This is a genomic window from Polynucleobacter sp. MG-28-Ekke-A2 (genome assembly GCF_035012985.1).
Classification (GTDB): domain Bacteria; phylum Pseudomonadota; class Gammaproteobacteria; order Burkholderiales; family Burkholderiaceae; genus Polynucleobacter.
Window position 1 is genome coordinate 15,720 of sequence record NZ_JAYGQU010000004.1, and the last position, 18,119, is coordinate 33,838.

At 46.5% G+C, this 18,119-nt stretch carries 21 protein-coding genes; 9 read left to right on the plus strand and 12 right to left on the minus strand.

The annotated features are described in order from the left end of the window. Positions 1 to 73: 73 nt before the first annotated feature. Together VC188_RS03960 and VC188_RS03965 are read left to right on the plus strand one after the other, a co-directional pair. Positions 74 to 679: a protein-methionine-sulfoxide reductase heme-binding subunit MsrQ gene (locus VC188_RS03960; protein WP_216157548.1), complete on the plus strand. Its 606-nt coding sequence runs from the start codon at positions 74 to 76 to the stop codon at positions 677 to 679. 174 nt (positions 680 to 853) lie between these two features. Continuing rightward, the gene (locus VC188_RS03965) at positions 854 to 1,036 is read left to right on the plus strand and encodes a hypothetical protein (RefSeq protein ID WP_255533281.1); all 183 of its coding nucleotides are present in this window, start codon (positions 854 to 856) and stop codon (positions 1,034 to 1,036) included. Here VC188_RS03965 and VC188_RS03970 read toward each other — a convergent pair. Continuing rightward, positions 1,033 to 1,653, minus strand: coding sequence for an SOS response-associated peptidase (locus VC188_RS03970; protein WP_215321573.1), 621 nt, complete (start codon positions 1,651 to 1,653; stop codon positions 1,033 to 1,035). The two genes, VC188_RS03965 and VC188_RS03970, sit on opposite strands and share 4 nt — an antisense overlap. 84 nt (positions 1,654 to 1,737) lie before the next feature. On the opposite strand from VC188_RS03970, the gene VC188_RS03975 reads away from it, so the two are divergent. Continuing rightward, the gene (locus VC188_RS03975) at positions 1,738 to 2,580 is read left to right on the plus strand and encodes a foldase protein PrsA (RefSeq protein ID WP_216190915.1); all 843 of its coding nucleotides are present in this window, start codon (positions 1,738 to 1,740) and stop codon (positions 2,578 to 2,580) included. A 46-nt stretch (positions 2,581 to 2,626) separates the two neighbouring features. Here the strand turns inward: VC188_RS03975 and VC188_RS03980 are convergent, their stop codons facing one another. The 4 genes from VC188_RS03980 to fdxA are packed head-to-tail and all read right to left on the minus strand — an operon-like array spanning position 2,627 to position 5,357. After that, positions 2,627 to 3,115, minus strand: a complete 489-nt coding sequence (locus VC188_RS03980) for a dihydrofolate reductase (protein ID WP_323483113.1) — start codon at positions 3,113 to 3,115, stop codon at positions 2,627 to 2,629. A gap of 11 nt (positions 3,116 to 3,126) precedes the next feature. Beyond that, entirely contained in the window at positions 3,127 to 3,921 is a 795-nt protein-coding gene (locus VC188_RS03985) for a thymidylate synthase (RefSeq protein WP_216157538.1), read from the minus strand. A gap of 45 nt (positions 3,922 to 3,966) precedes the next feature. Further along, complete coding sequence (locus VC188_RS03990) at positions 3,967 to 5,013, minus strand: NAD(P)/FAD-dependent oxidoreductase (RefSeq protein WP_323483114.1); 1,047 nt, start codon at positions 5,011 to 5,013, stop codon at positions 3,967 to 3,969. 20 nt (positions 5,014 to 5,033) lie between these two features. Next, entirely contained in the window at positions 5,034 to 5,357 is a 324-nt protein-coding gene (gene fdxA / locus VC188_RS03995) for a ferredoxin FdxA (RefSeq protein WP_215322258.1), read from the minus strand. Positions 5,358 to 5,476: 119 nt separating this feature from the next. Between fdxA and VC188_RS04000 the strand changes: the two genes are divergently transcribed. Continuing rightward, positions 5,477 to 6,490 carry a D-glycerate dehydrogenase gene (locus VC188_RS04000; protein ID WP_323483115.1) on the plus strand — a complete coding sequence of 338 codons (1,014 nt, stop codon included), beginning with the start codon at positions 5,477 to 5,479 and terminating at the stop codon, positions 6,488 to 6,490. 62 nt (positions 6,491 to 6,552) lie between these two features. On the opposite strand, the gene VC188_RS04005 is transcribed toward VC188_RS04000, so the two are convergent. The 5 genes from VC188_RS04005 to VC188_RS04025 form a co-directional block, all read right to left on the minus strand. Beyond that, on the minus strand, positions 6,553 to 6,846 hold the full coding sequence (locus tag VC188_RS04005; RefSeq protein WP_072583151.1) for a hypothetical protein: 294 nt from the start codon (positions 6,844 to 6,846) through the stop codon (positions 6,553 to 6,555). A gap of 12 nt (positions 6,847 to 6,858) precedes the next feature. Further along, positions 6,859 to 8,175 carry a gephyrin-like molybdotransferase Glp gene (gene glp, locus VC188_RS04010; protein WP_323483116.1) on the minus strand — a complete coding sequence of 439 codons (1,317 nt, stop codon included), beginning with the start codon at positions 8,173 to 8,175 and terminating at the stop codon, positions 6,859 to 6,861. Next, complete coding sequence (mobA, locus tag VC188_RS04015; RefSeq protein ID WP_323483117.1) at positions 8,172 to 8,777, minus strand: molybdenum cofactor guanylyltransferase MobA; 606 nt, start codon at positions 8,775 to 8,777, stop codon at positions 8,172 to 8,174. The genes glp and mobA overlap by 4 nt, the downstream gene beginning before the upstream one ends. Continuing rightward, the gene (gene moaA / locus VC188_RS04020) at positions 8,777 to 9,892 is read right to left on the minus strand and encodes a GTP 3',8-cyclase MoaA (RefSeq protein ID WP_215321580.1); all 1,116 of its coding nucleotides are present in this window, start codon (positions 9,890 to 9,892) and stop codon (positions 8,777 to 8,779) included. The genes mobA and moaA overlap by 1 nt, the downstream gene beginning before the upstream one ends. Before the next feature lie 94 nt (positions 9,893 to 9,986). Beyond that, entirely contained in the window at positions 9,987 to 12,605 is a 2,619-nt protein-coding gene (locus tag VC188_RS04025) for an Rne/Rng family ribonuclease (RefSeq protein ID WP_323483118.1), read from the minus strand. A gap of 463 nt (positions 12,606 to 13,068) precedes the next feature. Here VC188_RS04025 and VC188_RS04030 point away from each other — a divergent pair, with 463 nt between their 5' ends. From VC188_RS04030 to sppA, 3 genes are read left to right on the plus strand one after another with little or no spacing between them, the layout of a single operon-like run. After that, positions 13,069 to 14,085 (plus strand): RluA family pseudouridine synthase, encoded by a 1,017-nt coding sequence (locus tag VC188_RS04030; RefSeq protein ID WP_323483119.1) that lies wholly within the window; start codon positions 13,069 to 13,071, stop codon positions 14,083 to 14,085. Positions 14,086 to 14,093: 8 nt separating this feature from the next. Further along, positions 14,094 to 14,774, plus strand: coding sequence for an HAD-IA family hydrolase (locus tag VC188_RS04035; protein WP_323483120.1), 681 nt, complete (start codon positions 14,094 to 14,096; stop codon positions 14,772 to 14,774). A gap of 12 nt (positions 14,775 to 14,786) precedes the next feature. Then, entirely contained in the window at positions 14,787 to 15,734 is a 948-nt protein-coding gene (sppA, locus tag VC188_RS04040; RefSeq protein WP_216242420.1) for a signal peptide peptidase SppA, read from the plus strand. Positions 15,735 to 15,780: 46 nt separating this feature from the next. Here sppA and VC188_RS04045 read toward each other — a convergent pair whose 3' ends face one another. Next, entirely contained in the window at positions 15,781 to 16,551 is a 771-nt protein-coding gene (locus VC188_RS04045) for an SAM-dependent methyltransferase (RefSeq protein ID WP_323483121.1), read from the minus strand. A gap of 40 nt (positions 16,552 to 16,591) precedes the next feature. Continuing rightward, a complete protein-coding gene (locus VC188_RS04050) occupies positions 16,592 to 17,200 on the minus strand; it encodes a Maf family nucleotide pyrophosphatase (RefSeq protein ID WP_323483122.1) in 609 nt (202 codons plus the stop codon). Positions 17,201 to 17,242: 42 nt separating this feature from the next. On the opposite strand from VC188_RS04050, the gene VC188_RS04055 reads away from it, so the two are divergent. Both VC188_RS04055 and rpmF read left to right on the plus strand, forming a co-directional pair. Then, on the plus strand, positions 17,243 to 17,818 hold the full coding sequence (locus tag VC188_RS04055) for a DUF177 domain-containing protein (RefSeq protein WP_323483123.1): 576 nt from the start codon (positions 17,243 to 17,245) through the stop codon (positions 17,816 to 17,818). 105 nt (positions 17,819 to 17,923) lie between these two features. Continuing rightward, positions 17,924 to 18,103: a 50S ribosomal protein L32 gene (gene rpmF / locus VC188_RS04060; protein WP_011902241.1), complete on the plus strand. Its 180-nt coding sequence runs from the start codon at positions 17,924 to 17,926 to the stop codon at positions 18,101 to 18,103. The last annotated feature ends 16 nt before the right edge of the window (positions 18,104 to 18,119 follow it).

Genomic DNA, 18,119 nt, shown 5'->3' on the forward strand with positions numbered 1-18,119 from the left:
AAGTTTTAATCGTATTGCAATTAATTAAACGACCCCATTGATTCTGAATCAATGGGGTCGTTTAATATGGCTTATGAATTTGATTAAGACATCGGTCTTCTTGCTTTCTTTGCTGCCCTTAGCTCGCTTAGTTTGGCTTGGCGATCACGAAGGTTTGGGTGCTAATCCAATCGAATTCATCACCCGCTCTACTGGTACTTGGGCGTTAGTCTTTTTATGTATTACGTTGGCGATGACCCCCTTACGCTTAATTACGGGCTTGTCTGCTTGGATTAAGTTGCGTCGCATGTTGGGACTCTTTTGTTTCTTCTATGCCTGCATGCACTTTTCGATTTGGTTCTGGTTGGATCAGAATTTAAATATTCAGTCCATGTGGAGTGATGTTGTAAAGCGCCCCTTCATTACGATGGGCTTTCTGACTTTGGTATTGCTTGTCCCATTGGCAGTGACATCAAATCATTGGGCAGTTCGTCAGCTTGGTAGACGTTGGACTTTATTGCACAAGCTTGTGTACTTGATCGCATGCACTGCAATAGTTCACTATTGGTGGCACAAGGCAGGTAAAAATGATTTGGGAACAGTCTCGATTTATGCGGCAGTTATTTTTCTATTGCTGATGTGTCGCATCCCAGCGGTCAGAAAGATCCTCCAGAGTTACCGAAGTAATTCGCTTAGATGAAGTAATGGCTGCTGCCATACAATGAGTCTCATGAATACATTCTTTTCGAAGCTGAGCCCACTCCTGTTGTTGATGAGTGTTTTCGCTTGTTCCCAAACTCCTCCCTTGCCTCCTGGGTCGACCACTTATTCCCCATATACTCCCGGGCAGGTTCAGGAATTTAACCAGCAGCCCATGTCGCCAGTAGAAGGACCATTTGGTCCAGTTGATCCAAGAGCAGAAGATCTTCGTATAGCTAAAGAACGCGCAATGGATTCAAAATTTTATAATCAACCAAATGGTGAGGAAGAGGCTGAGTCTATAGAAACCCAATCAGCCGATCCTTATCAAGCCACAAGGCCTGTGATCACTTTCTAGGCTAGCGTTAGCTCAGGAATAGAGTCTATTTGCAATAGCGCTTGTGCTTCCTCTGGAGTGGCATTGAGCCATGCTTTAAAAAGTTCAGGTCGCAAGGGAACCACAGTACGTTTCTCATCCTCAGATTTATGCATACGCTTCATCACTGGGTGATTGCTAGCATCGATAGTGAGCATAGAAAATGAAACGATCAGTTCACCGGTTTCTGGTTCAGTCCAAGTATCCCAGATAGAGGCAATGGCCATTGGTTCGTGATTGGCTTGCTTGATAGCAGTACGGACTGCCTTACCAGATTCATAACAAGGCTCATAAAAAGCATCCGCTAGGGCTAAGGCGTAATGTCGCTTAGCCCAGGCGAATTTATAAGAAGGCTTTTCAGCTACCGTTTCAACTCTCGCGTTATAAGTTTTTCTGCCGAAGGTTTCTTCTTTAGCCCACGATGGCAACAGGCCAAAGCGTGCTAAGCCGATTGCGGTACGGTCGACATTATGACTTTTGAGGATGATGGGCCCTGGATGGGTTGGGAATACATCATGAGCCGTTGATATCGGTAAATCGAGGTCAAAGTGGGTTTTTACCCAATCAATATTTACGGTAGTGAGATATTGAACGCACATAGCGCTATTTTACTGCGCCTTATTGCTCTTGATCCCATACCTACTGGTAGTATTGAGGCTAAATTTTAGAAAGATATCCTCCTTATGAAACCTTTTGTCTCTGCATTGAATCCAATAGTCGTTCGTTTTATCGCCGTAGGCTTTTTGACCAGCGCGCTTGTTGGCGGTGCTTATGCCCAGCAGAGTGGTTTACCCATTAATGCTGCAGCCTCTGTTAATGGAACCATCATTACCAATGATATGGTGGAGCAGGGAATTAAAGTTGCGCTTTCACAAGGGCAAAAGGATTCTCCAGAATTACGTAAAGTAGTTATTGAGAAGTACATTGAGGTGTTGCTACTTTCGCAGCAAGCAGAAAAAGAGGGTTTAGCAAACTCAGAAAAAGCCAATACACAACTGATGATGATTCGTCAAAATTATTTGGCAGATCTAGAGCTATCAACTTATATGGCTAAAAACCCAATCACCGAAGCAGATGTTCAGGCTGAATACAACAAGGAGATTACCTCCTTGGGCCCTCAAGGCATGATTACCGAATATAAAGTGAGTGATCTTGCAGTAGCTAGCGAAGCCGATGCTCAAGCTGCCTTGGCACGTATTAAGAAAGGCGAGCCATTTGATAAGGTTGCTAAGAGCGTTTCCTTAGCGCCGAACAAAGTGCAGGGCGGTGCAGTGGGCTGGGTTCAGCCTGGTCAAGTGGCTCCACAGTTAGCTTCTGTATTGGCAACCCTTTCTAAGGGGCAGGTTTCACCAGCGCCAATTCAGATGCAGCAAGGTTGGTATTTAATCAAGCTGGAAGATAAGAAATCAAGCAAGCCACCAGCATTCGAGCAAGCTAAGGCAGCTATTCGTGCCGGCATGACACAAAGAAAGCAGTACGAATTCTTGGGCCAGATTGCAAAAGATGCAAAAATTGTGGTCCAGTAAAAACAGTAATGCTTTACCGTGAATAAGGACTCTAAGGAGTCCTTGTTTATTTTCGCTCTAGCGTAATGAAGCTAAAGGTAACATCACCTTCGGATCCAGGGGTGCGCTCTACTTCTTTCCAGTCCGACTTATCGGGAACTTCAAAAAAGGTATCGCCACCCTCAACATCCATATCGATCTCAGTAATGTAGAGTCGATCTGCTTTAGGAAAGGCCTGCGTGAAGAGTTGCTCGCCACCAATGACAAAAACACGTGGGAACTCACTTAAGCTATTCAGGGCCTCATCGAGTGATCCGACTAATTCGCCACCAGTAGCTTCATAATCTGAATTGCGGCTTACGATGATATTGCGACGACCGGGAAGTGGACGTCCAATGGACTCCCAAGTTTTACGACCCATGATCACAGGATGTCCCATGGTCACGCGCTTAAAGAACTGTAAATCAGCCGAGATCTTCCATGGCATTTGATTGTCACGGCCAATGACGTGATTACGTGAACGCGCAACGATCATAGAAATAGCAGGTTGAGTCATAAGTACGATTCTTAAATGGCTACAGGAGCTTTAATGTGAGGATGAGATTCATAGCCGATGATTTCGAAGTCTTCAAACTCATAATCAAAGATTGAATCAGGCTTGCGCAAAATATTAAGCTTAGGCAAGGGGAAGAAGTTCCTCGATAACTGAAGTTCCACTTGTTCTAGATGGTTGCTATACAAATGACAGTCGCCACCGGTCCAAACAAAGTCACCCACTTCCAGGTTACATTGTTGCGCCATCATGTGCGTTAGCAATGCATAGCTGGCAATATTAAAGGGCACGCCCAAGAAGATATCCGCACTGCGTTGGTAGAGCTGGCATGACAACTTGCCATCGGCTACATAAAATTGAAAGAAGGCATGACAAGGAGCCAAAGCCATGCGAGGAATATCAGCTACGTTCCAAGCAGAAACAATAATGCGACGCGAGTCTGGATTTTTTTTAATGGTCTCTACTACTTCGGAGATTTGATCGATATGCTGACCATTCGGCGCAGGCCATGAGCGCCACTGATAACCGTAGATAGGACCCAAATCACCATCGGGTGCTGCCCATTCATTCCAGATGGATACGCCGCGCTCTTTCAGCCAGTTATTGTTTGTACTGCCTTTGAGGAACCAGAGTAATTCATAGATGATTGACTTCAAATGAAGCTTCTTGGTGGTCACCATAGGAAAGCCATCTGCCAAGTTAAAGCGCATCTGGTGTCCAAATACGGAGACCGTGCCAGTTCCGGTCCTGTCGGACTTTTGAACCCCCTTGGCGAGGACTTCTTTCATGAGATCGTGATATTGATGCATATAGATTGGCTAAAAGTGGTTATGTATTAACGAATTAAGGATAGCTTACTCGAATGTGGGCGACTTGACTCCCAAGGCCTTGTGAAGCTTGGGAGAGGTTGTTGTGTACTGGAGTTGAATCTGTTTTTCGGGGTTTAGGTATGCTGCAGCAGCAAAGGCGGCAAGAGCTGCTTCATGGAACCCAGACAGAATCAATTTTTTCTTACCAGGGTAGACATTGATGTCACCAACGGCATAAATTCCGGGCATGCTGGTTTGGAAATTTTCTGTATCAACACAGATTTGTTTGCGATCGATATTCAGGCCCCACTCTGCAATCGGACCCAACTTAGGGGAGAGTCCGTAAAACACTAAAAGATCATCGAGTGGAAGCTGTTTTGTCTCACCATCAATATTGGTGAAAGTGATCTCAGAAAGCAGACCATCTTTTGCTTCATAAGCAGTAACTTGTCCAATTAACAATTGCATCTGATTACTGGCGCATAGCTCGCGCATTCTCGCAATCGATTTTGGCGCAGCCTTGAAATCATCACGACGATGGATTAGGGTAACGCTGGCAGCAATTTCGGAAAAATGAATTGCCCAATCTAGGGCTGCATCACCACCACCGCAAATCACAATTCGCTTTCCCGCGAATTGCTCAGGATTTTTAACATGATAGAAAAGTTGTTTCCCTACAAAGGCATTAATGCCTTCAAGGTTAATGGTGCGAGGCTGAAAAGCCCCAACACCACCAGCAATAAATACAGATCTACTCAGAAAGTGATTGTCTTGCGAGGTGCTAATCAGAAAGCGGCCATCGGCTTGGGGTTCAAGCGTACTAACCTCTTGATCCAGATGAAATTGAGCCTTAAAGGGTTCAATCTGTTTGAGTAAGTTATTGGTAAGTTCGCGACCAGTACACACTGGAATCGCAGGAATATCGTAGATAGGTTTATCTGGATAAAGCTCGATGCATTGACCGCCTACCTCTGGTAGCGAATCAATCACATGCGCTTTAATTTCTAAGAGGCCTAATTCAAAAACCTGAAAGAGACCCACAGGACCGGCGCCAATGATGACGGCATCGGTTTCTATAGGTTTATTCGACACCAATTTCTTTGGCTAGAAAATTACTTTACTAGCTGATCAAGTTTGTTTTTAACGTCTTTCCATTCTTCAGCATCTGGGAGAGCTGCTTTGGACTTAGTAATCGAAGTCCAAGAAGGGGAAAGTTCAGCGTTGAGTTTGATGAATGACTGTTGATCACCAGGAACATCATCTTCAGCGTAAATAGCGTTAACAGGACACTCTGGAACACAAACTGCGCAATCGATACACTCATCTGGGTCAATCACTAAAAAATTAGGACCTTCACGAAAGCAGTCAACTGGGCAAACATCAACGCAGTCGGTGTATTTGCAACGGATACAGGCTTCGGTAACAACGTAAGTCATGGTGGTTTTGTTTCAAGAGCCCCAAAAAGCCGGGTGCTAAGTTATAAAAGCTCAATTTTAGCTGAAATAGCCTATTTTTCAGGCGAAAGGGCCTATTTAGTTGAGGTAAAGTTCCCACTATGAATACACAGCCCAATAGCCCAGTTAATCAGCAAAAACCTAAGATTTTGGTGGCAAGAGCCATATTTCCAGAGGCATTAGCCAAATTAGAGGAATCTTTTGAGGTGAGATCCAATCAGGAGGATCGGATTTTTAGCTCTGAAGAGTTGCAAAAAGAACTCTCTGGGGTTGTAGGGGCTTTAGTTGCAGGTAGTGAAAGAATTGATGTAAACGCCTTAATGCATGCCAAAGATCTGAAAATTGTGGCCAATATTTCTGTGGGGTATAACAATTTTGATGTGCCAGCAATGACTGCTGCTGGTGTGATGGCAACGAATACGCCAGATGTTTTAACTGACACAACGGCTGACTTCGGATTTGCTTTATTGATGGCAACCGCAAGGCGCATAACTGAATCTGAGCACTGGGTGCGGGCAGGGCAGTGGGACAAATGGTCGATTGTGAATAACCCCCTTGGCATGGATTTGCATCACAGTACAGTAGGCATTATTGGTATGGGTCGAATTGGCCAAGGCATAGCCAAGCGTGCATTAGGTTTTGGTATGAATGTGATTTATCACAATCGCAGTCATTTATCAGAGGCTGATGAAAGAGCCTGTGGCGCTAAGTATGTCTCTAAAGAAGAATTGCTTCGCACAGCTGATCACGTAGTTCTAGTGCTGCCTTATAGCGCCGAGAGTCATCATACGATTGGCGCCAAAGAAATTGCTCTCATGAAACCAACGGCAACCCTGATAAACATTGCTCGTGGTGGTATTGTGGATGATGCAATGCTGGCTCAAGCTCTCAAGGAGAAACGAATCTTTGCAGCCGGCTTAGACGTATTTGAAGGTGAGCCCAAAGTGCATCCTGAACTATTGAAATTGAGTAACGTAGTACTTGCTCCACACATTGCTAGTGCTACAGAAAAAACACGTAGAGCGATGGTGGATTTGGCGGTAGATAACTTACGTGCAGTGCTTGCAGGAAAAAAACCACCCAGCCTTATTAACGCCGAAGTTTATAAAACTTAGTAAAAATAAAGCCGAGCATTACTCGGCTTTATTTATTGGAGATAACTCCGAATATCCAATGTTTACTCAGCATCAATTTCTTCTGGCAATTCGCGTAACGCTAATTCAATACCGCCGAATTTTCCAGCAACCCAGTTATAGACTTTGCAGGCGATCCACAACAATCCAAACCCGAGCAGGGCATTGAGAATGAGTGCGGATAACACAGTAAATCCTGGGATAGCACCGTCACGAATGAAGGCTACAAACAAAGCCAACAATACGATTGGTACAGAGAAGCAGAGGTAAACCAAAACTAAGGTTTTGGCGGTATGCATTGGGTCTAGAAAGACGAGTTCTTTTTTGCTAAGTTTCATGATGACGCAATCTTAAAGCAGTCCATCAAAAAGCGCTATATCTACCCAGTCTCCAGCGGCAACATTTCCTTGCTCATGACCTAGGATCACAAAGCAGTTGGCCTCACTCATCGAGCGCAAAATTCCAGCACCTTGGCTGTCAGTTAGCCTTACTGCTGGTTTGCCATCGACTCCACGTCCTAGAATAGCGCGTTGAAATTCTGTACGACCTGGTTTTTTTCGAATGGGAACTTCGGCAATGGCCTGGGTAAGAGGTGGCTCAGTCTGATTGGCACCATTGAGCTGTAGAAGTGCTGCTCGGACAAATTGATAGAAGGTCACCATGACTGCTACGGGATTACCGGGTAGGCCAAAGAAGAGTGTTTTGCGAGCAGGAGATTTTTCAGCGACTGGTTTGAGAACTCCAAACGCCATAGGGCGTCCTGGGCGCATGGCGATTTTCCAGAAACCGACATCGCCTAACTCTTGCATGATCTGTTTTGTGAAATCTGCTTCACCAACCGAAACGCCCCCAGAAGAAATCAATACATCTGCTTTGCTAGCGGCATCGATAAAGGCTTGCTTCAAAAGGGTGGGATCATCGCGCACAATGCCGCAGTCAATGATCTCTAAATTCAGGCGATTAAGTAAACCAGTAAGGCTGTAGCGATTGCTGTCATATATGCTGCCTGCATCCAATGCTTGGCCTAGCGCACGCAATTCATCACCGCAAGACAGAATAGCTACTTTGAGTTTGCGCTTTACAGGTAAGGAGGCAATGCCAAGTGATGCGGCTAGACCTAGATCAGAAGGGCGCAGTAAGCGGCCGGCAGCAATTGCGGGTTTGTCCTTTTGAAGGTCCTCGCCACGTAGGCGTCTGTTCTCGCCAGGCTTTAATTGATCTTGCTTGAATTCAATTACATTCTCATCTTTGTCACTTGTGAATTCTTGTGGAATGACGGTATCGCAGCCAGTGGGCATTAGTGCGCCCGTCATGATCTTGAGGCATTTCCCAGGACCAATGCTGCCTTCAAAGGGTTTGCCAGCAAGCGCTGTACCAATCACTCTTAAGGTGATGGCCGTGCTGTTGGTGTCGAGACATTTGCCATCAAATGCAAAACCATCCATAGCTGAATTGTCTGCAGCCGGAACATCAATAGGTGAAAGTAAATCGGCTGCCAATATCCGATTAATCGCTTGATCCAATGGAACAGTTTCAACATCTGCAGGATCATTAATCGTCTTAGATTCTTCAATGAGATCTTCTACCAACGCAGCAATTGCCTTGCGTGCATCATCAACATGAAGTGACGAGGTCAAGAGAATTGGTTGGTTTGGGGAATGACTCATGCCGATACTTCTTCTAGTGACTTTAGCTCTTCAGGGGTATTTATATTGGCGAATACCTGCGGATCTTCAAAAACCACAGTGCTACTTCTCAACCCTTTAAACCAACGATCAATTTTGAGATCCCCTTTTTGGAGAAATTGATTCAATGAATCTTGCAAGTTACTACGCATAAGACAAAAAACAGGCTGTGCCCATACTTTACCATCCGCTTCTTTGGTAGAGGCGTACACCAATTCAAAATCCCCTCGCTCCATCTCGGTAATTAATAACTCTGCGAGATTATTGGGTAGCAAGGGTGAGTCGCAAGGTGAAGTTAGGAGATAAGCCGTCTTGCAGGACTTCAAGCCTACAGAGAAGCCTGCTAACGGCCCTGAAAAATCTGGCGTTTCATCCATGATCACTGGATACCCATAGCTCGCATACTTTGTGATGTTGCGGTTGGCATTAATCACAATGGTTTGTACCTGGGGCTTGAGTTTTACGATAGCTGACTCGATGAGTGGTTTACCGTGAAAAGGGATTAAGCCTTTATCAATGCCACCCATGCGTTGTGCTCTCCCGCCAGCAAGTATGAGTCCAGTAATGTCTTCAGTAGAAATCATTAACCACCAATGTAAGACATTTCAACCTTGCGGTTACCAGATAACAGATTCGCGGTATGCGAACCTCGAATTTCTGAATAGTGATCATTGCGAGTTGACCAGGTATTCATTACTGCATTAGCGATTTCTAAATCACTCTTGCTGGAGCGCAATAGGGTTTTGAAATCAAAACCTTCATTGGCAAAAAGGCAGAGATACATTTGCCCATCAGTCGAGATGCGCGCTCTAGAGCATTCATGACAGAACGTTTGAGTAACACTGGAGATCACGCCAATCTCGCCAGAGCCATCGACATAGCGCCAACGCTGTGCAACTTCGCCGGTGTAGTTGGCTTCAACAGGCTCCAGAGGAAAGGCTTCATGAATCCTGGCAATGACTTCTTTGGATGGAAGTACCTGCTCCATATTCCAGCCATTAGAGCTACCCACATCCATAAATTCAATAAAACGCAGAATGACGCCACTACCTTTAAAGTGCTTAGCCATTGCAACAATCTCATGATCGTTGGTACCTTTTTTCACCACCATATTGACTTTGATGTTCTGGAAGCCTGCTTCTTGTGCTGCGGCAATTCCATCAAGTACATCGGCGACTGGGAAATCGACATCATTCATTTTCTTGAAGATCGCATCATCCAACCCATCAAGACTTACTGTCAATCTTTGGAGGCCGGCTGCTTTTAGAGCGGTAGCTTTCTTGCGCAAGATGCTGCCGTTAGTCGTTAAGGTTAGATCAAGCGGCTTACCTTCAGTCGTCTGAATTTTTGCCAACATCTCAATCAGCACTTCTAAATTCTTGCGTAGCAAAGGCTCGCCACCAGTCAGTCTAATTTTTTCAACGCCTAATGTGGCGAAGATAGAAGTGAGGCGAGTGATTTCTTCAAAACTCAGCAATTCTTTATGAGCTAAGTAAGGATAGTTTTGGTCAAACACTTCCTTAGGCATGCAATAGGTACAGCGGAAGTTGCAGCGATCAGTCACTGAGATACGGAGATCTCTTAGGGTGCGTCCCCGAGTGTCTTTCGTATGGCCGTGAGGAGTGACGAGTTCGGCACCAATGGGTGGCGTTAGGCCTTTGCCTTCGTCTATTCGAATGGGGATTACTTTTTCAACCATATACGCAATTATGGCTGTGAAACGGGGTTTCTGCCAAACCGCCAAATATCCTTTTGGGATAAATGGCAGTCTGGAGAAAAAGCTTCAATAAGCGTTAAACCGTTTTTTCTTGGCCGCCGGTTTCTACTAAAACCATTGGGCCATCATGAAGACTAACAGCCGGTTTAGGTGCTCTGCCCAAGTTATGAGCAACAGGCTCTGCCTGAATCTGACTTTGAGCATCAGCATGCTTTGAAGAGTCGGTAGCAACCCAAATCATGCCGGCTGATTGCACAACGCTGTGCAATGGAGTTTCTTCAAGCGCCTGGAAGGCAACCTTAGGAAGCTCTGGTGCAGGCTTGGCAATTACTTCTAGCTTGGCAGCCGCAACAGCAACTGGCGCTGGAGTAGACGCAGGAGCAGAGTTTTGTGCAGGACGATTTGATTGACGTGGAGCGCGTGGTGCGCGCTCTTGCCTTTCTTGTTTCTCTGCTACAGGTTTTACGTTACCAAAGCTGTTCGTAATGTTCTGAATAGGCATGCTTGCAGATGCACCAGCCATACCTACTGGAGGGCCTGCAAATGGGCTTGCTGACACAGCAGTTGCTGGTGTATTAGCAACATCATTGCCACCTTCAGTACGCTCGCCACGTTGACCACGACCACGACGGTTGCGACCACGACCACGACGCTCTTCACCTTCAGCGCCTGGAGTAGTTTCGCTACCAGGAGCGGCTTCAGTTGCAGGCGTTACTGCTGCTGGATTAGCTTGATTGCGGTTCGCATCTTGACGTTCTGGCTTCGGACCATTTTGATTGCCCTGGTTACGATTGCCGTTACGGTTGTTGCGGTTGCGATTGTTGTTAGCACCTTCTGTTGGAGTACCTTCAGCTGCAGCCGCTTCTGGGCGCTCAGTACGCTCGCCACGACGGTTACGACCACGATTGCGATCGTTGCCATTACGGCCTTGATTGCGGCCACGTGGGTTGCTCGGAGCGGGCTTCTCTTCAACTGTTGGGGATGAGGAGAAAAGCTTCTTAATAAATCCAAAGAGACCGCCAGAACTTTCTGTCACTACTTTTTCAGTACGTGCAGGACGTGGCTGACTAACTGGTGCAGGTTGTGTTGGAGTAATGCCTTTAACTGCGGCTTCTGGACGTACTTTTACATCCGCATCTTTTTTACTAACTGTTGTGTCTGTCTCGAGTTCGCGAGCAGCTTCTTCCGCCATCACATAGCTAGCCTTTTGGTCGTCAAGACGTGGATCGTCATGACGCAAGCGCTCTAGTTTGTAATGCGGAGTTTCTAAATGCTTATTAGGAACCATCAAGACGTTCACTTTGAAGCGAGCCTCGATCTTGATGACTTCAGCACGTTTTTCATTTAGGAGGAAGGCAGCCACTTCGACTGGTACCTGTGTATGAATCGCTGCTGTGTTTTCCTTCATCGCTTCTTCTTGAATAATTCGCAGAACTTGCAATGCAGAAGATTCAGTATCGCGAATGTGGCCAGTGCCATTGCAACGTGGGCAGGTGACATGGCTACCTTCAGACAGTGCAGGACGCAAGCGCTGACGAGACATTTCCATCAAGCCAAACTTGGAGATTTTGCCCATCTGAACGCGAGCACGATCATGACGCAGAGCATCGCGTAAACGGTTCTCAACATCTTTTTGTGCTTTGCTCGATTCCATGTCAATGAAGTCGATCACGATCAAGCCACCCAAGTCACGCAAACGCGCTTGACGGGCGATTTCATCAGCGGCTTCTAAGTTGGTGCGAGTAGCAGTCTCTTCGATATCAGAGCCACGGGTTGCACGTGCTGAGTTAACGTCTACTGAAACCAAGGCTTCAGTGTGGTCGATCACGATTGCGCCGCCAGATGGCAATGGCACGGTGCGTGAGTAAGCAGTTTCAATTTGATGCTCAATTTGGAAACGAGAGAACAAAGGCACATCGTCTTGATAGCGCTTTACTCGTGGCAAATTGTCGGGCATCACTACAGACATAAATGCTGCAGCTTGTTCGTAGATGTCATCGGTATCGATGAGGATCTCACCAATATCAGGCTGGAAGTAATCACGAATCGCGCGAATTACTAAGCTTGATTCGAGGTAGATCAGCAATGGAGCAGAGTTGCCTTTAGCAGCTTCATCAATCGCTTTCCACAATTGCATAAGGTAACTTAAGTCCCACTGCAATTCAGTAGCATCACGACCAATTCCTGCGGTACGAGCAATGATGCTCATGCCATCTGCCACTTCCAATTGAGCCATCGCTTCGCGGAGTTCTTGACGGTCTTCACCTTCAATACGGCGGGAAACACCGCCTCCACGTGGGTTATTTGGCATGAGAACCAAATAACGACCTGCCAAGGAGATAAAGGATGTGAGGGCTGCGCCTTTTTGGCCGCGCTCTTCTTTTTCTACTTGAACAATGATTTCTTGACCTTCGCGTAAAGCATCCTTAATAGAAGCATTACGGACGTCGATACCTTCTTTAAAGTAACTGCGAGCTACTTCCTTAAATGGCAAGAAGCCATGACGCTCTTCGCCGTAATTGACAAAGCAGGCCTCAAGGGAGGGTTCAATACGGGTAATGACACCTTTGTAAATATTGCCTTTGCGTTGTTCACGGCCGGCAGCTTCGATATCGATATCAATGAGTTTTTGACCATCAACGATGGCAACTCGCAACTCTTCTTGTTGAGTTGCATTAAACAACATGCGTTTCATAACACTCTCCTATGGGGGAGGGCGTCGTTGCGCGCTGCGTTAGGGGACAAGTTAGATACCACTTGGGACTAAGCCCAAGGCGGTTTATGAGTGTGGATCATGCAAATCTAGACATTTTTTGCCTAGTTCACCAGCTTAACTGTTGGTTAATTTGGTGCCACACCTGACGATCGCCGCAGAGACCTCCTTTAGGTCATCAATGCAGGCGCGCGCCTAAAAACTGTCTTCTAATCGCGGGTCGCGGCATACGGCACACCAACCCTGCGCCTCATTAAACGGGGGAGGGGCAACCCCGGGAGTCTTTTAAAGGGCGACTCCAAGCTCCACGATTCAAACCTGACTTCAGGTTGGTCTCGGGCCAATAAATTGGCTAGAGCGTTGATTATACGGCACAAGTTGCGTGACAATGGGGTATTGTTGAGTCCCTTGTCATCCCCTGGTAGGGTCACAAGAGAGATAAATCATGAAATCCGAACCCATTTCCAAGCCCCTAAAGGCGAAAACACCCACTACTGCAGCACCTGCTGCAGTGCATCTTCAGACCATTGGTCCCGAAGAGGCCGGTCAACGCCTGGATAACTATCTATTGCGCTGGGCCAAAGGAGTTCCCAAAAGCCACGTTTACCGAATTATTCGATCTGGCGAGGTCCGGGTGAATAAAAAGCAGGCTGAACCAACCACCCGTCTGATTGAGGGTGATGTGGTCCGCCTCCCCCCAGTTCGAATTGCTGAACCCGCGCAAATGGCTGCGGTTAATAGCGCTCAAACCAAATCTCGGGCGCATGGCTACTCGGACAAAATGCCGATTCTTTTTGAGGATGAAGCACTCTTAATAGTCAATAAGCCAACGGGTTTAGCGGTGCATGGTGGCTCAGGCATCGCACTTGGTGTCATTGAGACCCTGCGCATTACCCGTCCAGAGCTCAAGTTTTTGGAATTAGTTCATCGCTTGGATCGTGACACATCAGGCGTTTTACTCTTGGCTAAAAAGCGGAGCGCTTTGGTGGAGCTGCACCGTCAAATTCGTGAGGGTCAAACGGATAAGCGCTATTACTTGCTTGCACATGGTGAAATTGTCCAAGGCGCTCAAACCATGCAGCTCAAATATCCGCTGCATAAATATCTTCTGCCTAATGGCGAGCGCCGCGTTCGGGTTGATCCAGATGGATTACCAAGCCATACCTCTTTAAGAGTGACTAAAGCGCTCAAGCGCGAAGGTGCGTCAATCACTCTCGCTGAGGCGCAACTGAAGACGGGACGTACTCATCAGATTCGGGTGCACTTGCAAAAATTGGGCCACGCAATTTTGGGTGATGATAAGTATGGCTTTGAAGATTTGGATAAAGTAGTTAAATCCAAACGCTTATATCTACACGCTCATCTGGCTGGTTTTACTCATCCGCGTACTGGCGAAAAGATGCGGATTGAGTCGCCATTGCCCGCAGAATTTACCGCCATGATGAAAACTTTTGAGCAGTAAATATCGGAATGTCTCAAGCAAATAAATCGAATCGACCCTATGACCTGATTGTGTGGGATTGGGATGGAACCATCATGGATTCCACGCCAACCATCGTGCATTGTATTCAGCAAGCCTGTCGCGATTTGGGTTTTAAAGCGCCTGACGACACATTAGCGAGTTCAGTCATTGGTTTGGGAATTCAGGATTCATTGCGCAGAGCGGTTCCTTGGATAGAGCCGGCCCATTTTCCAAAGCTGACAGAGCGTTTTCGTTATCACTACTTGGCCAAAGATCATGAGCTCGATTTGTTTGTTGGCATACGAGAACTTTTAGAAGAACTGCATGCTAAACAGTATTTACTAGCTGTTGCCACTGGAAAGTCGCGCGTCGGACTAGATCGCTCGCTTGGGCATCATCAGATCGGCCATCTCTTTCATGAGACTCGTACGGCTGACGAATCTTTTTCTAAGCCACATCCAGGAATGTTGCTTGAGCTGTCGGATGTGACTCAAGTATCGACTCGTCGCATGCTCATGATTGGGGACACAACCCACGACCTTGATATGGCAGCGAATGCTGGGGTCGATGCGGTAGCCGTGACTTATGGCGCTCACCCGCCCGATACTTTAAAAGCTTCACCATCATTAACGCATGTGGATGATGTCGCGCAACTCTCGCAATGGCTTAAAAATAACCTGCAACACTAAGGACGCAAAAAGATGGAAAACAACCCAAACCCGAATTGGGAACGTCAAGCTCTCGAACATCTCTTGTTGGAGAATTTAAAAGAGACTCGTAAAGCACGTCGTTGGAAAGCAGTACTGCGAGTACTTACCTTGCTAGTCATTGTTGGCGCATTGCTTTCGATATTTGACTTTCACCTTCCAGGCAAGGGCATGGGGGTAGAAAAGCACACTGCATTGGTAACGCTTGAAGGAGAAATTTCTTCCAGCTCGATGGCTAATGCAATGGATATCAATTCATCCTTACTATCTGCATTCGAGAATGAACACAGTGCTGGGGTTGTGTTGCGCATTAATAGCCCTGGAGGTTCGCCAGTTCAAGCCGGCATGATCAATGATGAGATTCACCGCTTGCGCAAGCTCTATCCCAAAAAACCGTTTTATGTCGTTGTCGAAGACATCTGTGCATCTGGTGGTTACTACGTTGCGGTCGCTGCGGATCAAATCTTGGTTGATAAAGCCAGCTTGGTGGGATCCATTGGGGTGATCATGGAAGGCTTTGGTTTTACAGGCCTCATGGATAAGTTGGGTGTTACTCGTCGCATGATTACCTCAGGCTCTAATAAAGGCATGATGGATCCATTTAGCAAAGAGAATCCAAAGCAAGTTGAAATGGTCAAGACCATGATTGATGAGATTCACCAGCAATTTATTGCAGTGGTGAAAGAGGGCCGTGGCGATCGCTTAAAAGACGTGCCAGATTTATTTTCTGGCCGTATTTGGAATGGCGAGCAAGCAGTCAAGATTGGTTTGGCTGATGGGTATGGCACAGTAGATACCGTTGCCCGCGACATCTTTAAGGCGCCCGATATTCTGGACTACACCATGAAAGAGAATTTCGCTGAGCGTGTTGCTAAACGCTTTGGTGCTGAAGCTGGAACTGCTGCTGGTAAAGCGTTGGTAAAGACACCTGACCTTAAATAGAAATAAGAAAAAAGCAAAACTAAAGCATTGCTAAAGCATTGAAGGTTTAGGCCAGCAGTAGAAATACTGCTGGCCTATTTTGCAATGAAGCACAAGCGGCTTCATTCGGATAGCGTTTACGCCAATCTGCAATTGAAAGGGTGGCAATCATTTCTGATGGCAGACTAAGGTCCACGCCGAGGCATAGCAGGCTTTGCGGTGCCAACGAATGGATACAAGCCATGAGCATGGCAGTATTGCGATAGGGTGTCTCAATCCAAATTTGAGTTTGTTGTAATTTACGAGACTCAGCTTCGAGTTGCTTAAGTTTGGCAGTGCGCTCATGGGTGTCGTGAGGCAAGTACCCTTGAAACGCAAAGCGTTGGCCATTGAGTCCGCTTGCCATCAGGCCTAACAAGATAGAGCTCGGTCCAACAAGTGGCTTCACTTGGGCGCCTAGCTTATGTGCCGCTAGCACTAACTCTGCACCAGGGTCTGCAACGCCAGGGACTCCTGCTTCAGACATCAAGCCCATATCATTTCCGGCAAGCAAAGGTTTTAGTAAATCTGCCGGCTTAACCGCGTCACCATACTTTGCATTGCGCGCAGCTCCACGCCATTCACTCATTTGCATTTCTTGAATAGTGTATGCCAACGGAGAGACAGAATCGATTGCTTTTAACAACGCCCGCGCCGTCTTGGCATCTTCCACAATCCAGTGCCTTAGCTTGGCTGTTTGTGTAATCGTTTCAGATGGAAGTACCCAAGGTAATTGCTCAGATCGACCATCATCACCCAAGGTATTGGGAACTAAATACAGGGTGCCAAGTTTGCTCATGAATTATTTTTTCTGATGAATCTAGTTATTAATTTTTGCTTTATTTTTTTGATGGAATTGCAAAGCCAGCATCGCGTAGTAAGCCGGTTAATGCGATCAGCGGCAAGCCAATTAAAGCAGTTGGGTCATCACTCTTGATGGACTCTAACAGGCTAATGCCAAGGCCTTCAGACTTAGCGCTGCCAGCGCAGTCATAAGGCTCTTCGGCAAGTAGGTAGGACTCTAAAGTGCTGTCTGGAAGTTTGCGAAAGGTGACTGCAGTAGGAATGCATAAAGTAGTTTGGGTGTCGCCCTTCATCAAACATAATGCCGTTTGAAAAGTCACTACTTGACCACGCATGAGTTGTAGTTGCGCTAAAGCTCTTTCAAAATTACCGGGCTTACCAATTGCTGCGCCACAAAGATCGGCAACCTGATCAGAACCAATTACCCAGGCATCAGGATGTTCTTTGGCAACTGCAGTTGCTTTCGCTTGAGCAAGTCGAAGTGCTAACTCAAGAGTACTCTCGCCAGTAAGTGGGGTTTCATCTACCTTTGGTGAGATGACTTGAAAAGGGATGTGTAGGCGCTCTAAAAGTTCGCGGCGATATGCTGATGTGGATGCCAAGATGAGTCTTGGGTTTTGAGGTGCATTTGTGGGGATGCTCATTTTTGCTGTGCTTTCTAAGGCGCCTTCAATTAGACTGATGCCATGAATCGTAATCAAGTTTTACCTCAAGTCGAGTTATCTGCCGAGCCCAGTGCTTTAAAGAGGGTGGATTTTTGTGCCCCCCAATCTTATACAGGCGCTGGTTTTTTAAGCATGTCAGATATGCCAAGAGTGGCTGAGGAGGCTTCAACCGTCAATCCGGCCGACGGCTTCAATTGGTCGGTGAAGACCCATTTTCAGGATTCCCCAGGTAGTGAGCCTCATCAAATCCTCGAATTGGGTCTAAAGGGTCGTTTGCACCTGGTATGCCAACGCTGTTTACAAGATTGCGCGGTAGATTTGGATGAAAAACGCCGATTTATTCTGGTTTTGACGGATTCTGAGGCTGATGAATACCCTGTTGAGGATGAGGAGCAAGAGCCCCTGGTCGTAAATCAGCATTTCAACCTCTTAGAAACCATTGAGGATGAGGTTCTATTGTCTTTACCCCTGATTCCAAAGCATCCAGATGGGTTTTGTGAACCCCATGCATCTACCTTTGGGGATGGCGGTGATGAGGGGCCATCAAATGAGCGGGAAAATCCCTTTAACGTATTGAAAAATATGAAGAAAAACTGAAATTAGGGGTCTGATTTCAGTTGTTGTTTTAAGTATCTTTTGTCAATAAATCAAGCATTTAGGCGCATTTCCATGCTAGAATATCGCCTTGCTTAGGAGTTCAATATGGCCGTTCAACAAAACAAAAAATCACCTTCCAAACGTGGCATGCACCGTGCGCACGACTTCTTGACCGCACCTGCTACGGCTGTTGAAGCCACAACTGGTGAGGCTCATTTGCGCCACCACATTTCACCTAACGGCTACTATCGTGGTCGTAAAGTTGTTAAAACTAAAAACGACTAATTTTTTAGTCTAAACA

Coding starts and splice junctions, on each gene's coding strand:
- mobA (WP_323483117.1), bottom strand. CDS start 8,777: ATGATTTCTACTGAAGACATTACTGGACTCATACTTGCTGGCGGGAGA.
- VC188_RS04030 (WP_323483119.1), top strand. CDS start 13,069: ATGAAATCCGAACCCATTTCCAAGCCCCTAAAGGCGAAAACACCCACT.
- VC188_RS03970 (WP_215321573.1), bottom strand. CDS start 1,653: ATGTGCGTTCAATATCTCACTACCGTAAATATTGATTGGGTAAAAACC.
- VC188_RS04000 (WP_323483115.1), top strand. CDS start 5,477: ATGAATACACAGCCCAATAGCCCAGTTAATCAGCAAAAACCTAAGATT.
- VC188_RS04005 (WP_072583151.1), bottom strand. CDS start 6,846: ATGAAACTTAGCAAAAAAGAACTCGTCTTTCTAGACCCAATGCATACC.
- VC188_RS03980 (WP_323483113.1), bottom strand. CDS start 3,115: ATGACTCAACCTGCTATTTCTATGATCGTTGCGCGTTCACGTAATCAC.
- rpmF (WP_011902241.1), top strand. CDS start 17,924: ATGGCCGTTCAACAAAACAAAAAATCACCTTCCAAACGTGGCATGCAC.
- VC188_RS03975 (WP_216190915.1), top strand. CDS start 1,738: ATGAAACCTTTTGTCTCTGCATTGAATCCAATAGTCGTTCGTTTTATC.
- moaA (WP_215321580.1), bottom strand. CDS start 9,892: ATGGTTGAAAAAGTAATCCCCATTCGAATAGACGAAGGCAAAGGCCTA.
- VC188_RS04045 (WP_323483121.1), bottom strand. CDS start 16,551: ATGAGCAAACTTGGCACCCTGTATTTAGTTCCCAATACCTTGGGTGAT.
- VC188_RS03960 (WP_216157548.1), top strand. CDS start 74: ATGAATTTGATTAAGACATCGGTCTTCTTGCTTTCTTTGCTGCCCTTA.
- VC188_RS04025 (WP_323483118.1), bottom strand. CDS start 12,605: ATGAAACGCATGTTGTTTAATGCAACTCAACAAGAAGAGTTGCGAGTT.
- VC188_RS04055 (WP_323483123.1), top strand. CDS start 17,243: ATGAATCGTAATCAAGTTTTACCTCAAGTCGAGTTATCTGCCGAGCCC.
- VC188_RS03985 (WP_216157538.1), bottom strand. CDS start 3,921: ATGCATCAATATCACGATCTCATGAAAGAAGTCCTCGCCAAGGGGGTT.
- glp (WP_323483116.1), bottom strand. CDS start 8,175: ATGAGTCATTCCCCAAACCAACCAATTCTCTTGACCTCGTCACTTCAT.
- fdxA (WP_215322258.1), bottom strand. CDS start 5,357: ATGACTTACGTTGTTACCGAAGCCTGTATCCGTTGCAAATACACCGAC.
- sppA (WP_216242420.1), top strand. CDS start 14,787: ATGGAAAACAACCCAAACCCGAATTGGGAACGTCAAGCTCTCGAACAT.
- VC188_RS03965 (WP_255533281.1), top strand. CDS start 854: ATGTCGCCAGTAGAAGGACCATTTGGTCCAGTTGATCCAAGAGCAGAA.
- VC188_RS04050 (WP_323483122.1), bottom strand. CDS start 17,200: ATGAGCATCCCCACAAATGCACCTCAAAACCCAAGACTCATCTTGGCA.
- VC188_RS04035 (WP_323483120.1), top strand. CDS start 14,094: ATGTCTCAAGCAAATAAATCGAATCGACCCTATGACCTGATTGTGTGG.